13 protein-coding genes and 1 tRNA gene are annotated in these 13,556 nt (G+C 63.3%); 4 read left to right on the top strand and 10 right to left on the bottom strand.

Annotation, left to right across the window (positions count from 1 at the left end; translation table 11 throughout):
• Nucleotides 1-6: 6 nt before the first annotated feature.
• Nucleotides 7-909 (bottom strand): Ltp family lipoprotein, encoded by a 903-nt coding sequence (locus tag KBX17_RS05240; RefSeq protein ID WP_256018796.1) that lies wholly within the window; start codon nt 907-909, stop codon nt 7-9.
• A 434-nt stretch (nt 910-1,343) separates the two neighbouring features.
• Between KBX17_RS05240 and mfd the strand changes: the two genes are divergently transcribed.
• A complete protein-coding gene (gene mfd / locus KBX17_RS05235; protein WP_256018794.1) occupies nt 1,344-5,018 on the top strand; it encodes a transcription-repair coupling factor in 3,675 nt (1,224 codons plus the stop codon).
• A gap of 24 nt (nt 5,019-5,042) precedes the next feature.
• Here mfd and KBX17_RS05230 read toward each other — a convergent pair whose 3' ends face one another.
• The 8 genes from KBX17_RS05230 to KBX17_RS05195 form a co-directional block, all read right to left on the bottom strand.
• Nucleotides 5,043-5,405, bottom strand: coding sequence for a Fic family protein (locus KBX17_RS05230; protein WP_256018793.1), 363 nt, complete (start codon nt 5,403-5,405; stop codon nt 5,043-5,045).
• Between the two features lie 36 nt (nt 5,406-5,441).
• Entirely contained in the window at nt 5,442-5,615 is a 174-nt protein-coding gene (locus tag KBX17_RS05225; protein WP_256018791.1) for a hypothetical protein, read from the bottom strand.
• A 74-nt stretch (nt 5,616-5,689) separates the two neighbouring features.
• Nucleotides 5,690-5,890, bottom strand: a complete 201-nt coding sequence (locus tag KBX17_RS05220) for an antitoxin VbhA family protein (RefSeq protein WP_005291148.1) — start codon at nt 5,888-5,890, stop codon at nt 5,690-5,692.
• Nucleotides 5,891-5,933: 43 nt separating this feature from the next.
• Nucleotides 5,934-6,860, bottom strand: a complete 927-nt coding sequence (locus tag KBX17_RS05215) for an ABC transporter substrate-binding protein (RefSeq protein ID WP_005291146.1) — start codon at nt 6,858-6,860, stop codon at nt 5,934-5,936.
• Nucleotides 6,860-7,546: an ABC transporter permease gene (locus KBX17_RS05210; protein ID WP_256018789.1), complete on the bottom strand. Its 687-nt coding sequence runs from the start codon at nt 7,544-7,546 to the stop codon at nt 6,860-6,862. The genes KBX17_RS05215 and KBX17_RS05210 overlap by 1 nt, the downstream gene beginning before the upstream one ends.
• A 5-nt stretch (nt 7,547-7,551) precedes the next feature.
• Nucleotides 7,552-8,187: an ABC transporter permease gene (locus tag KBX17_RS05205; RefSeq protein ID WP_370686977.1), complete on the bottom strand. Its 636-nt coding sequence runs from the start codon at nt 8,185-8,187 to the stop codon at nt 7,552-7,554.
• Entirely contained in the window at nt 8,184-8,990 is an 807-nt protein-coding gene (locus KBX17_RS05200; RefSeq protein WP_005291138.1) for an ABC transporter ATP-binding protein, read from the bottom strand. The genes KBX17_RS05205 and KBX17_RS05200 overlap by 4 nt, the downstream gene beginning before the upstream one ends.
• Before the next feature lie 52 nt (nt 8,991-9,042).
• A complete protein-coding gene (locus KBX17_RS05195) occupies nt 9,043-9,663 on the bottom strand; it encodes a CPBP family intramembrane glutamic endopeptidase (protein ID WP_256018788.1) in 621 nt (206 codons plus the stop codon).
• 22 nt (nt 9,664-9,685) lie between these two features.
• On the opposite strand from KBX17_RS05195, the gene KBX17_RS05190 reads away from it, so the two are divergent.
• A complete protein-coding gene (locus KBX17_RS05190; RefSeq protein WP_256018786.1) occupies nt 9,686-11,020 on the top strand; it encodes an NAD(P)H-binding protein in 1,335 nt (444 codons plus the stop codon).
• A gap of 72 nt (nt 11,021-11,092) precedes the next feature.
• A tRNA-Leu gene (locus tag KBX17_RS05185) sits at nt 11,093-11,166 on the top strand.
• A gap of 8 nt (nt 11,167-11,174) precedes the next feature.
• On the opposite strand, the gene KBX17_RS05180 is transcribed toward KBX17_RS05185, so the two are convergent.
• Nucleotides 11,175-12,218, bottom strand: coding sequence for a suppressor of fused domain protein (locus KBX17_RS05180; RefSeq protein ID WP_255997055.1), 1,044 nt, complete (start codon nt 12,216-12,218; stop codon nt 11,175-11,177).
• A 119-nt stretch (nt 12,219-12,337) separates the two neighbouring features.
• On the opposite strand from KBX17_RS05180, the gene KBX17_RS05175 reads away from it, so the two are divergent.
• Nucleotides 12,338-13,240, top strand: a complete 903-nt coding sequence (locus KBX17_RS05175) for a Bax inhibitor-1/YccA family protein (protein WP_005291123.1) — start codon at nt 12,338-12,340, stop codon at nt 13,238-13,240.
• Nucleotides 13,241-13,556 lie beyond the last annotated feature (316 nt).

Below are 13,556 nucleotides of genomic sequence, written 5' to 3'. Positions count from 1 at the left end.
AAAGAACTAGAGCTTGCTTAAGGCGTAATCGATCTCCTCGTCAGTGAACCCAGCTGCGATGGAAAGGTAACTTCTTAGTTCTTCATCGCTGGTGTCTTGAATGTCTCGTAATTCTTTAGCAGCTTCCAGCGCTTCTTCGTTCCAATCGACGTCGACGTTATCGAGTGCGTAATCGATAGCTTCTTGGGTGTAGCCGTGTCCGTACGTCGTGTTGCCGAGAAGCGACTTCAAGTTGCGCTTGGAAACGCCGCCTACATCAACGTACATCTGCGCGGCTTCGAGGGCGTCTTCGTTGCTGCCAGCGCCACTGGCGGCACCAGTGCTTGCTTGAGAGCTCGGTGCCGTAGACGGCTCTGTTTCTTTTCCGGTCGCACCGCCTATACCGGGCGCGATGGTGCTCGTCGGTGCTGACGTTGCTGACGCTGACGAGTCTGCGTCGTCTCCGCCGGTGAGCAAGAGCACAGCGGCGAGAAGCCCGAGTGCTGCCAGCAGCCCAATGACCGCGATCGCGGTGATCAACCCGTTGTTACTTTTCTTCGTCCCCCCTTGCGTGTACGGGTTGGATGCCCCGGGACGGCCTTGATATCCAGGCATCTGCTGGCCCTGCTGGTACCCGAAACCAGGCCCGTTGGGCCCGGCGGCAAAGTTCTGCTCCGAACCCTGGTGCGGCTGCTGGGCGCCTTGGAACGGATACTGCTGCACGGGTTGAGTGAACTGCCCGCCTTGGTAGGGCCCACCCTGATTGACCTGCCGGTGGTAAGAACTTTGGGGCTGACCAGTGTTACCGGGGTGTGCTGGTTGCCCGGGTTGGGCGTGTCCTTGCTGCTGGGACAGGTACGGGTTTGGGCGAGGTGAGGTGCCTCCGCGCTGGTTGGAGTCGTTGTTCGGGCCGGGATAAGCGGTGCTCATGACAGGAATGACCTTTCGGGGAAGTTGACGGCACTCATCTTCCTGTTAGATGGGATCAGGAGCGCCCCGGGTTACAAGACATTGTGACAAAGTCGGCTTGTGCGCATACTCACTCGGCGGCAGGTCCGGTTTGAGCCAGACCATCTCCACCGTCGGTGGCTGCGTGCCTTGTCCCACATTGAACGGTTCTACGCCTTCCGTACTGGGCTTTTGGCTGAAAGCGTTGCCCTCGCCGCTGCAGTGCACCGAGGCGAGGAGAGCAACGAAGGCTTATTAGGGGCAGGAGCGGGGATGCGGTATGCTCTTGATCGTCTTTCCCCATGGTGTAATTGGCAACACTACGGTTTTTGGTACCGTCATTCTAGGTTCGAGTCCTGGTGGGGAAGCTTTTTTATTGCCTGCCCAACACCCCAAGCGCTTCGCAGAAAGATTCCATGGCCAACCACACCGAAGACCTTCCCATGCTCGCCGGAGTGCTCACGCAGGCCGCGGGCGACCCGAAGCTGACGGGCTTGCGCGCACGCGTGGGGGATCCCGCGCTCCACGTCACCGGCATCGACCAAGTGCGTCCGTGGGCTGCGGCGGCGCTCTCACGTGAGGTGCCGGTCCTGCTCATTACCGCCACCGGGCATGAGGCAGAGGATCTCGCGGCGGAGATCGCGGCGCTCATCGGCCAGGAGCAGGTCGCTTTGATGCCGGCGCTGGAGACCTTGCCGCACGAGCGCCTTTCGCCTGCGGCGGATGTCATCGGTGCGCGCAACAAGGTGGTGCACAACATCGCATCCACGCGTGTGGTCGTGGCGTCGGCACGCGCGGCCTGCCAGCCGGTGCTGCCGTCGGTGGCTCCAGTCACGGTGAAACTCGGCGAGGAATACGACTTCAGTGAGCTCACCGAAACCCTAGTCCGCTTCGCGTACGAGCACGTGGACATGGTGGCCAAGCGCGGCGAGTTCGCCACCCGCGGCGGCATCATCGATGTGTTTCCCACGACCGCCGAGCACCCCGTCCGCATCGAGTTCTGGGGTGATGAGGCCACTGATCTGCGCACGTTCGCGGTGGCTGATCAGCGCACCATCGATGATGTCGCCTCCGTCGAGATGCACCCCGCGCGCCAGTTGCTTATCGACGACTCCGTCCGCACCCGCGCCCAAGCCCTTTCCACCGCGCACAGCGGCAACCCGACGTTGGCCCAGTTGCTGGAGCGCGTATCGGAAGGGACCTACGTCGACGGCATGGAGGCGATCGTTCCCGCCCTGACGGATGTGAGCTTCTCCGTGCTGCCGGAGCTCATGCCGGCCGGCTCGATCGTGTTGGTGACCTCTCCGGAGAAGGTGCGCGCCCGCATTGCTGACCTGCAAGCGACCGACCAAGAGTTCCTCGAAGCGGGCTGGGAGGCCGCCGCCATGGGAGCAGAGGGTCCTGTTGCCGCTGAAGGACTCGACGTGTCGGCCAGCTCCTACCGCTCCTTCGAATCACTCGAGGTCTCGGCGCGCGACGCGGCCAACGCCTGGTGGACGTTCGCACCGCCCGGCATGTTCACCGCTGATGATGAGGCCACCTTGCCGCTCGAGTACGAGCCCGCCCCCGCACCAAAGGGCGACCCGAAGCAGATCGAGGCGCTGTACGGCCAGGTGAAGCTGCACCTGCAGGGCGGCGGCCGCGCTGCGTTCGTCGCACCAGCCAAGGGCACGATCGAGCGTATGGCGGAAAGGCTGCGTGAAAACAGCGTCTCCGCGCGCATTGCTACCCCGGGCCTGGAGCCGGTCGATGGCCAGGTGACTCTCTATCAGGCTCTGTCCCATGCCGGCCTGAGCTTCCCCGGCCCGGGGCTGGTCGTTTTCACTGAGACCGACGTGACCGGCAACCGTGTCGGCGACATCGCCGGGGCCAAGCGTCGCGCTCCGCGCCGCCGCAACCGCGTCGACCCGCTCGCGCTTAAGCCGGGGGACTACGTCGTCCATGACACGCACGGCATTGGCCGCTTTGTGAAGATGGCTGAGCGCACAATCGGCACCGGCTCTGACGCTGCCCGGCGCGAGTTCATCGTGCTCGAGTACCAGCCCGCCAAGCGCGGCCAACCCGCGGACATGCTGTGGGTTCCAATGGATTCCTTGGACCTGCTGAGCAAGTATTCGGGCGGGGAGCAGCCGTCGTTAAGCAAAATGGGCGGCTCCGACTGGAAGAACACGAAGCGCAAAGCTCGCGCCGCGGTGCGTGAAATCGCCGGTGAACTTGTGGAGCTCTACGCCAAGCGCGCGTCCGCGCCGGGGCACGCGTTCGCGGCGGATTCGCCCTGGCAGATGGAGATGGAGGACAACTTCCCCTTCGTCGAAACCGAAGACCAGATGGCTGCGATTGAAGCCGTGAAGTCCGACATGGAAAAGCCCACGCCAATGGACCGCGTCATTGTCGGTGACGTTGGCTTCGGCAAGACCGAGGTCGCGGTGCGCGCCGCGTTCAAGGCGGTGCAGGACGGCAAGCAGGTCGCCGTGCTCGTGCCCACCACACTGCTCGCCCAGCAGCACTACTCGACGTTTTCTCAGCGCATGGACGGGTTCGGGGTGGAGATTCGCGAGCTGTCGCGCTTCACCACGGCCGCGGACGCGAAGAAGATAAGCGCCGGGCTTGCCGACGGCTCCGTCGACATCGTCATTGGCACCCACCGGCTGCTGCAGACGGGTGTGCAGTGGAAGAACCTGGGGCTCATCGTCGTCGATGAGGAGCAGCGCTTTGGTGTCGAGCACAAGGAGCACATCAAGGCCCTGAAATCGCATGTCGACGTGCTCACCATGACCGCGACGCCGATCCCGCGCACCCTGGAGATGTCCCTGACCGGCATCCGCGAGATGACCTCGATCACGACCCCGCCGGAGGACCGCCACCCGGTGCTCACGTACGTCGGCCCGCAGGAGGACAAGCAGGTCGCCGCCGCGATCCGCCGTGAGCTGCTGCGCGACGGCCAGGTGTTCTACATCCACAACAAGGTCGCCGACATTGAGAAAACCGCCCGCCACCTGCGCACCCTTGTACCGGAGGCGCGCATCGTCGTCGCCCACGGCCAGATGAGTGAGCAGGTGCTCGAACAGACCGTGCAAGGGTTTTGGGGCCGCGAATTCGACGTGCTCGTGTGCACGACGATCGTGGAAACTGGCTTGGACATTGCCAACGCCAACACGCTGATCGTCGAAAACGCCCAGAACATGGGTCTGTCGCAGCTCCACCAGCTGCGTGGCCGCGTCGGCCGTTCCCGCGAGCGCGGCTATGCCTACTTCCTGTACCCCAAGGACAAGGTGCTCACCGAGACGTCCTACGACCGCTTGGCCACCATCGCCCAGAACAACGACTTGGGCGCCGGCATGGCTGTCGCGCAAAAGGACCTGGAGATGCGCGGCGCCGGCAACGTGCTCGGTGCGGAGCAGTCCGGACACATCGCTGGTGTCGGCTTCGACATGTACGTCCGCCTCGTCGGTGAGGCAGTGGAGACATTCAAGTCCCTCATGCAGGGCGAAGTTGTCGACGCCACCGACCACGGCCCCAAGGAAATCCGCATCGACCTGCCTGTTGACGCTCACATTCCGGAGACCTATATCAACTCCGAGCGCCTACGCCTGGAGAGCTACCGCAAGCTCGCCGCCGCCCGCGACGAGGACGAGCTGACAACGGTCGCCGACGAACTTGTCGACCGTTTCGGCGATCTTCCCGCCGAGGTCCAGCGTCTCTTCGCGGTGGCACGCGTGCGCCATCAGGCCCGCAAGGCCGGGGTTGCTGACATCACCATGCAGGGCACCCGCCTGAAGTTCCACCCGGTGGACATGGCCGACTCGAAACAGATCCGGCTGAAGCGCCTCTACCCGGGCGCGAACTACCGTGCCGCCGCAAAGGCCATCCAGGTGCCTTTCCCGCGCGAAGGCGGGACGAAGAAGGCGCTCAACGCACCCAACCTGCGCGACGAAGAACTGCTCCAGTGGGTCGCCGACTTCCTGTCTGAGATGTTCGACGTGGACCCGGTGTCCGTGTCGGGGTCCACGGCAGTGGGGGATGGTGCTGCGGACGGCGCAGCCGGGAACGGCGATAAGCGGAAGAAGCGTGTGTTCTCGGTGAGCGAGTAGCCGACTGAACGGGCCAGTGTTCGGTCATGCGCGCACGATGGTGGACAGAACCGCGGCCAGTTTGGTGTTCTCGCCGGTGTCTTGGGAGTGAAAGCGGGCAGCAACGAAAGCGTCGCGAAGCGGATCATCAAGGAACACCGCTGGTTCCAGCACGTAGCCCGCGTTGCGGGCGAGCTCGCTGAAGAACACCACCTGCGCGCGGGTGTTGCCCTCTCGGAAGCTGTGGATGACATTGATTTCACCCCAGGCTTCCGCAAGTTCGATGATGAACTCCTCTCGCGTCAAACCTTTGAGTAGGTTCTTTTCGTCCAAAAGCCGGTACTGCTTTTCGGCTGCTTCGGTGAGGACGGGTCCGGCGGGGTAGTAGGCGTGGCCGTCTTTGGCCATCCATTGCCCAGTTGGGGCGACGCGTTCTTCGCCCGCTCACTCGTACACATCCTGGAAAATGTGGCGGTGGATCGCCTTCATGTGGGCGTAATCGAAGTTGCCGGGGAGGGGGTTGGTGGCGAGCTCATTCAAGCGGAACTCCGTGTTAACCAACTCCAGTACCCGCAGTTTTTCTGGGTCTTCAACGCCGAACGGTTCTTCATCGCTCACGAAGAGGTTGCGTAATGTACGTGTTCCAGGGATGAAGTAGTCATCCCAGTTTCTGAACGCCCCCCACCGCGCCATTATCCGAGGATGTGTTCTCGAGCCAGCTGTTGAGCTTGTTCGGTTGTGAGCTCACCTGCAGCGTGGGCATCGAGCAATTCCGACAGGTAGGGGTCGGCTGTGCGCCCGCCGGCTAGATTCGCGGCGCCTGCGGAATATTCCCGGATTTCCTTGGGTGAAAGATCAGAAGTTGGGTTGAGGTTTTTCATCGTCCGAGTCATGTGCGACCTCCTTTCTTCCTGCTGATTCTACAGTTGGGAGGCGCTAAAGCTCCAGACCGTCCACCCAGTCCCTGGCGATGACGGCCGGCTCGGCGCGCTCGTCGCCGACGTTGCGGAGGTTCATTTCCACCAGGTCATCAGTGGTCAATGAGGCGTTGACGTTGTTGAGAACGTCGAGCGCTTCGGGCGGCAGTTGGCCGGCGCGGATGACGGGGACGACGTTCTGCGGCGGGATGAGGTTTAGGGGGTCCTCAAGAATCACGAGGTCGGGGCGGTCACCCTTGCCGGTGATGGCGGGGGAGGTGGTGAAGATGTTGGCGGTTTCTGCCGCGCCCTCGACCAACGCCTGAACGGTGAGCGGGCCGCCAGCATCCGAGATCGGCTTCACCCTGATCTTGGACGGGTCAATGCCGTAGACCGACGTTAAACCGGGTGGGCCGTAACGCCGTTCAGCAAATTCGGGCGGGGCAGCCACGGTGATCTGGTCGAGCTTGTCCAAATCGGCGATGGTCTGGATGTCGTTGTCCGCGGCGGTCTCGGCAGTGACGCGATAGGCGTCGGCTGATTCTGCGGGACTGAACTCGCCGACCTCGATGGTCTCGGGCAGGGAGGAGGCGAGGGTGTCGCGGATGGTCTGCTCGTCGGCACCTTCGGGCAGGTCGTCGTAAAAGGCGGCGAGGTTGCCGGCGTACTCGGGCACGACGGTGACGTCGCCGTCCTCCAAGGCGGTCATGTAGACCTCGCGGGAGCCGATGCCGGAAGCGACGTCGACATCGAAACCGGCATCAGAAAGCGCGGCCGCCCAGATCTGGCCGATGATCTCAGCCTCGGGGAAGTTGGCGGTGCCGATGACGATGTCCCCGCTGGCCTCGATCTCCGGCTCCTCGGTCGTCTCAGTCTCCAGCGGGTCACCGGAGGCGCACGCCGCGAGAACCAGTGGCAATAACAGCACCCACACGCGTTTGAGCATTAGCCGTTTCCTTTCACTCGCAGGCCCGCAGGCGTGGCCCAGCGTTGCACAGCAGCCAACAGGAGGTCCATGACTAACGCCACAAGCGTGACGACGATCGCTCCCGCCACCATCCGTGCATAATCCTGTACCGCAAGCCCATCGATCAGGTATCGGCCCAACCCGCCCATGCCGATGTAGGCGACGACCACCGCGGTGGCCAGCACCTGGACGACGCAGGACCGCAACCCGCCAAGGATTGTCGGGGCAGCAATGGGTAGCTCGACGTGGCGGAGAATCTGCCGTTCGCTGAATCCGGCAGCGCGGGCGGAGTAGACCACGTCGCGCGAGACCGAGTCGAAGCCTGCCACCACGCCGGCGAGCAGCGGGGCCACGGCGAGCAGCACCAGCACGATGGTGGCGGGAATGATCGGCCAGCTGATCCCGCGCGGAATGGAAATGGCCAACCAGGTGAGCAGGCCGAGGGCAGGCAGAGCACGCAGGGCACCGGAGACAGCGAGCACTGCTGAGGCTCCGCGTTGTGTGTGGCCCACATACATCCCGATGGGCAGTGCAATGAGCACGGCGCAGAGCACAGCCAGGACCGTGTATCCGAGGTGTTCGGCGATCCGCATGGGAAAACCGGTGGCGCCGGACCAGTGGGTTGGGTCGGTGAGGTAGGTGAACGCGTCGATAATCGGTTGCATGGCGGTCAGTGCCTCCACGGCATGGTGAGGCGGGCGATGAGGGTGAGGCAGACGTCGATAAGCACTGCGAGCAGAATCGTGCCCACGAGCCCCGCAATGATCTCGGTGGGGAAGGCGCGCTGGAACCCTTCCGTGAACAGCGTGCCGAGGGACTGCACGCCGACAAGCGCGCCGACGGAGATGAGGGACACTGTCGATGCCGCCACGACCCGCACCCCGCTCAGCAGCCCGGGGCCGGCTAACGGAAGTTCAACCCGCATCACGCGTGCTAGCGGCGAGTAACCGGCTGCGGTGGCGGATTGGCGCACGGCTCCAGGAACAGCGTCGAACGCGTCGGCGGCGCTACGGACCATGAGCGCAATGCCGTAGAGCGTCATCGCGATGACGACGTTGACGGGCGAGAGGATCGAGGTTCCCAACACCAACGGCATGAAGACGAACATGGCCAAGCCCGGGATGACATAGATCAGGCTGGTCACCACAACGATGACTTCGCGGAACCGGCCTGAGCGGTGCGCGGCCCAACCGAGCGGGACCGCAATGAGGAAGGACGCAATGATCGCTGGCAGCGCAATGAGCAGGTGCTGCCCGGCGAGACCTGCGATCATGCCGAGATTGCTGGAAAGCCACGCCCAATTCACCGCAGCACCCCTTTGATGTTGCCGCCTGCGTCGAGGACGAGCGTCTCGCCGTCGCGCTCTACGGTGCGTAGGGTGCGCGCGTCCATGCCGACGAAGTCGCGCACGGCATCGTTCGCGGGGCGCGCCATGATCTCTTCCGGGGACGCTGCTTGCTCGATACGAGCCTGTTCTCCGAGGATGACCACGGTGTCACCGAGATAGAACGCCTCCTCAATGTCATGACTGACAATGAGGATCGTGGTGGCAAGGTTCTCCCGAATGCTCATGATCTCCTGCTGGAGGCCGCGGCGCACCACCGGGTCGACGGCGCCGAAAGGCTCGTCCATGATGAGCACGTCCGGCTGATTCACCAGACCGCGAGCCACCCCGACGCGCTGCGCTTGGCCGCCGGAAAGCTCCGCGGGGTAGCGGTCCTCCAATGCGGGGTCGAGGTTGACCAGCTCGAGCATCTCGGATGCCTTGCGTTTCGCCTCTGACTTGCTCGCTCCGCCGAGTTTGGCGACGTCGGCGACGTTGTCGCGGACGCTGCGGTGGGGCATCAGACCGGAGTGCTGCATGACGTAGCCGATGCTGCGGCGCAGTTGAACTGGGTCCGTGTCCGCAACATCCTCCCCACGCACAAGAACTGCGCCGGTATCGGGCTCGACCATGCGGTTGACCATGCGTAACAGGGTTGTTTTGCCGCAACCGGACGGGCCGACGAAGGCGGTTGTGGAACCCTCCTTGACGGTGTGGGAGAAGCCATTCACTGCCGGTGCAGAGGTTCCAGGGTACGTCTTTGAGACGTCGCGGAATTCAATCACCAAGCCCAGCGTAGCTTGTTGAGCCGGAAAGGAGTGGGTTTACATGTACGGGTTAAAAGAAAAGCGGCATGACGAGCAGCATGGTCACGCTCCACGTCAGGTGCACGGCGATCGGTGAGTACAACCGCCGCGAGCGCGATGCCTCGTAGAACGCCACGGCGCCGAGAACCAGGGCTGAGAACACCAGCAGCGGCACGCCCATTGCGATGGTGACCACGCCGTAGATCAGGGTGGACACCACGCCGACAGAGATTTCCGGGAGCCGGGGGAACCGTTCGCGCAGTTGCCGCGGCACCATGTCGCGGTACACCAGCTCCTCGCCGATCCCGTTGATGACCAGCACAAAGAACGTGGGCAACAGCCCGCCCTGATCCGGGGTGTTCAGCAGCTGCTCGACGGGGCCTGCCAGGAACGGAATGTTCTGCACCACTAGCGCGCCGAGCACGAAGACGATCGCTAAAACAGCACCGATGAGCACGCCACGGCCGAGTTCACGCCCGATCCTCGGCCCAGCGAGCGCGTTCTTGCTGCCCCACAGCCACCAGCCGAGTGCGTACACCGTCGCGGCAAAAAAGGTAAAAGCGTAGAACCCGAGGCTGCCGTCACCCGCATTGCGTGCCAAGAACAGTCCGAGTGCGCCCAGCACGCAGGGAATGACCCAGCCGAATCTCATGCGGCCAGTATAGGTTGGGGGCATGACACGCACAGCGCTCGTTACAGGTGCCACTGGATTCATCGGGGGAGAGGTCGTAAGCAAGTTGCTTGACGACGGATGGCGCGTCCGCATCCTCTGCCGCTCCGCCGCGAAAGCGAGAAAACGCCCTTGGGGCGATGACGTGGACATCGTGGAAGGAGACGCGACCAACCGCGAGGACGTCTCCCGAGCTCTTGAAGGCGTGGACTGTGCCTGGTACCTGCTGCACTCCATGGACAGCGGCTCTGGCTTCGCCGATGAGGAAGCGACAATGGCCCGCCAGTTCGGTGAGGAAGCTGCGCGCCACAAGGTAGGCCGGATCGTTTACCTCGGCGGCTTGCACCCTCAGGGCGTGACCGGGGACTCCGACGATGTCTCCGAGCACCTTGCCTCCCGCATCAAGGTGGGAGAGATCCTTCTGGGTTCCGGCGTTCCCACCGCCGCACTCCAAGCAGGCGTGGTCATCGGTGCCGAATCATTGTCGTTCAAGCTTTTGCGTCACGTGACTGAGCGCGTTCCGCTCTTCATCGCGCCAGATTGGATCACCAACGAGATCACCCCGATTAGCCAGCGCGACATTGTCCACTACCTCGTTGCCGCCGCTGACCTCCCATCCGATCTCAACCGCACGTTCGATGTCGGCGGCCCGGACACCATGCCGTACGTGGAGATGATGCAGCGCTACGCCGAGACCGTGCAGATGCGGCGCCGTCCCTACTTCACCGCCCCAATCATGACCCGCCCCATGGCAGCCCTGGGATTGTCGTTTGTGACGCCGTTGACGTACGGGGAGATCTTGCCGATCTTTGACTCCGTTTCCTCCGACACTGTGGTCAAAGAGCGGGACCTCGAAGACCTCGTCGGCACTCCGGAGGGTGGCAACGATTCATTCGAGTCAGCCGTTATTGAAGCCGCCCTTGGAACGTACCCGCATCACTACAGGTCCACGGCCACCATGTACCACGCGCTCGCGGCGATCTGGTCCCTCTTCGCCCCCGGTAGGAAGTGGTGGCTGCCGCTGAATCTCACCCAAGCGGTGGTCATGGTGCCCACCCTTGCCGACATCAACGAACGGGATGATTCGCAGACCCTGGATGATGCTTCCGGGCTGTCGCCGCTTGGCGCGCCAGCCTCACAGGCTGCCCTAGCGACGGCAATGAACTGGGACTTCAACTGGATCGCCCGTCGGTGGCCCAACAAGTGGACCCGTGGCGCGTGGATGGTCTCCTCGCTCGACCTTGCGCGCCGGGCCTACAAGGAAAAACCGGTGCGTGCCCTCGCTCTGCTGCCGTACATCGCGGGCCAGTTCTTTCTCGTTCCCCGCTCCCGCCGCTAGCGGCGACCGTTGTCATTGACGGCTTCGGGGTGCCGTAGACTCTGGTTCTGTGCGAGCGCTCGCCGCCCGCACGCCCCTATAGCCCAATTGGCAGAGGCAGCGGACTTAAAATCCGTTCAGTGTCGGTTCGAGTCCGACTGGGGGCACTATTTCTTCAGCGCTTCGGGTCGATGACGCAGAACGTCAGCGGGGCAGACCGCATCCGGTAGGTGCCGGGTTCGGCCTCGAGCACAGCCATGATTTCGTGGCGCAGGGCTCGGTTGACCTCGACGGTGATGTGCGCGGACAGCGGGGGTTCCTGAGTGCGCCGCTGTTTGCCTGGACTGTCGCGGCTGAAGGTGACTGACGACGATGCGGCATCCTCGTCCGGCAGAAACCGCAGCCACGCTTCGACACCGTTGCCCGCACCCATGACCGCGAAGGTCCTGTCGTACCCAAGCCGCCAGCGCATAGCGCGGACAACATCTGCGGCAGCTTGAGCGGTCATGTCAATGCGCCCCGATTCATCCACGGCGAAGTAACTGGAGGACACCGCAGATATCGACGAGCCTTCCGCCTCAGTGTGGGAGGTGATGAGGGGGAGGGAGGAGGCGTCGATAAGCAAGGAGCTGCGACGCGGATCGCTCAAGCCGAGCGGAATGCTGTCGCCGAGAACACCCGCGAACTTCAAAGGATCCCAGCGCAATGCCGCCTCAAGCTCATCTGCGGTGACTGCGACGGCGTAAATGAAACGGACCCAGCCGGTGGGGGAGATCGAGAGCTCCAGAATCGGGTCGTTGACGAAGATGAACGCTGACAGCGTCGCGTCCGTGCAGACAGGGGAACGTAAGTCCATGTAGTGGCCCGGCTCGAGCGAATCACCCGATTCACGCAGGTACGCCGCCAAGCGGCGAAGACGGTGGACAGGCCACGTGGGAGGCTCTTCTGTCAGAGGCACTCGCAGGGAAAGCTCTGTCTGAAGCCCGGCGACTGGCTGCGAGCTGTTCGTCTGGGAAATCCCGTGCGTGACGTAGAGGTAGTGGGGGACAGGCTGGTCGAAACGGTATACGAGCACCGCGACACCGTCGCTGAACTCTAGCTCGCCATGCACTGCGACGGGATCTGCGCCCGCCAGCGCCGCGAGATGGTCAAGCAAGAACTCGCTGCCGGTGCGCTTCTTCACCCGGTCGCGCGAGAAGAACCTACGCCTCCAGACCATGGCTTACATACTATTTTGCGCCCGGCGGGAACGAAACGGGCAGTTCTCCCGTTGAACGGTATGATCGAATACCGGTCGAATCTTTGCTTCGAGCTATAAATCAGAAAGGAAACAGGCCAGTGAAATCTTCCAACCCCGTGATGGCGCGACTTCCTCAGTCTGCACAGCAGGCTGGGTTCGGCCAGCCCCAGGGCGGCCACGGCTACAACCCGCAGGGCGGCTCCTACGGCTACGACCAGCAGGGCGGCTACCAGGACCCCTACGGCGCTAGCCAGAACCCTTACGGCCAGGCCGGTTACGCGCAGGATCCGTACGCTGGTGCGACTGGTGAGCGTCCCATCACCGTCGACGACATCGTGACCAAGACAGGCATCACCCTCGCCGTGATCGTGGCATTTGCCCTGATCAACTTCGGTATCGGCATCGCAGTCGACCCGAGCATCTCCATGATCCTCACGTTCGTGGGTGCCATCGGTGGCTTGATCACCGTCCTGATCCACAGCTTCGGCGGCAAGTACGGATCCGCTGCTGTGACCCTGATCTACGCCGCGTTTGAGGGCCTCTTCGTCGGCGGCTTCTCCATGGCCGTCTCCGGCTGGATGCTCGGCAACGCAGACGCTGGCACCCTCGTCTTCCAGGCCGTACTGGGCACGGTTGGTGTCTTCGCCGGCATGCTCTTCGTGTACAAAGTCGGCGCGATCCGCGTTACCCCGAAGTTCACCCGCATCCTCACCGGCTGCATCATCGGCGTGGCCGTCCTGGCCGTCGGCAACCTGCTGATGTTCATCTTCACCGGTATGTCCCCGCTTCGTGATGGCGGCCCGCTGGCCATCGGCTTCTCCCTCGTCTGCATCGTGCTGGCGTCCCTGAGCTTCCTCGTCGACTTCGACACTGCCGACAAGCTCGTCCGCATGGGTGCGCCGGCCAAGATGGCATGGGGCGTTGCCCTCGGCCTGGCCGTCACCCTGGTCTGGCTCTACACCGAGATCCTGCGCCTCCTGTCCATCCTCTCCCGCGACTAGGCAACAGGTAGTAACCAACCCGCCTGCCTAGGCGTTTCCTAGGCACCTGCAGCTCGAAGCAGGATTCGTGCCCCCGCACACCGTTCAGCTCCTGAATGGGTGCGGGGGTTTCGATCTGCGGGGGTGTCGCTTACGGGAGCGGGGCTGGGTGGTCGGAGTGGGGTGCGGCCGGTCGGAGTGGGGAAGTGAACGGGAATGAACCTTTGCCTATGAACAAGGTCAGCGCAGAGGGTTTCACCCGGGACTGTCAATGGGTGAATGCGCCACTTCGATCGAGAGGTGGTTGTTGTGGCCGGTTGGGTTTCAGAGGAGATTC

Source organism: Corynebacterium sp. CCUG 65737, assembly GCF_024454115.1.
Lineage (GTDB): Bacteria > Actinomycetota > Actinomycetes > Mycobacteriales > Mycobacteriaceae > Corynebacterium > Corynebacterium genitalium.
Note: the sequence above shows the minus strand (reverse complement) of the source record. Positions and strands in the feature narration are given on the sequence as shown.

What these genes read in the sequence shown, in the direction of transcription:
- KBX17_RS05210 (WP_256018789.1), bottom strand. Translation starts at nt 7,546, where the DNA reads ATGCAACCGATTATCGACGCGTTCACCTACCTCACCGACCCAACCCAC.
- KBX17_RS05190 (WP_256018786.1), top strand. Translation starts at nt 9,686, where the DNA reads ATGACACGCACAGCGCTCGTTACAGGTGCCACTGGATTCATCGGGGGA.
- KBX17_RS05215 (WP_005291146.1), bottom strand. Translation starts at nt 6,860, where the DNA reads ATGCTCAAACGCGTGTGGGTGCTGTTATTGCCACTGGTTCTCGCGGCG.
- KBX17_RS05230 (WP_256018793.1), bottom strand. Translation starts at nt 5,405, where the DNA reads ATGGCCAAAGACGGCCACGCCTACTACCCCGCCGGACCCGTCCTCACC.
- KBX17_RS05220 (WP_005291148.1), bottom strand. Translation starts at nt 5,890, where the DNA reads ATGACTCGGACGATGAAAAACCTCAACCCAACTTCTGATCTTTCACCC.
- KBX17_RS05240 (WP_256018796.1), bottom strand. Translation starts at nt 909, where the DNA reads ATGAGCACCGCTTATCCCGGCCCGAACAACGACTCCAACCAGCGCGGA.
- mfd (WP_256018794.1), top strand. Translation starts at nt 1,344, where the DNA reads ATGGCCAACCACACCGAAGACCTTCCCATGCTCGCCGGAGTGCTCACG.
- KBX17_RS05180 (WP_255997055.1), bottom strand. Translation starts at nt 12,218, where the DNA reads ATGGTCTGGAGGCGTAGGTTCTTCTCGCGCGACCGGGTGAAGAAGCGC.
- KBX17_RS05195 (WP_256018788.1), bottom strand. Translation starts at nt 9,663, where the DNA reads ATGAGATTCGGCTGGGTCATTCCCTGCGTGCTGGGCGCACTCGGACTG.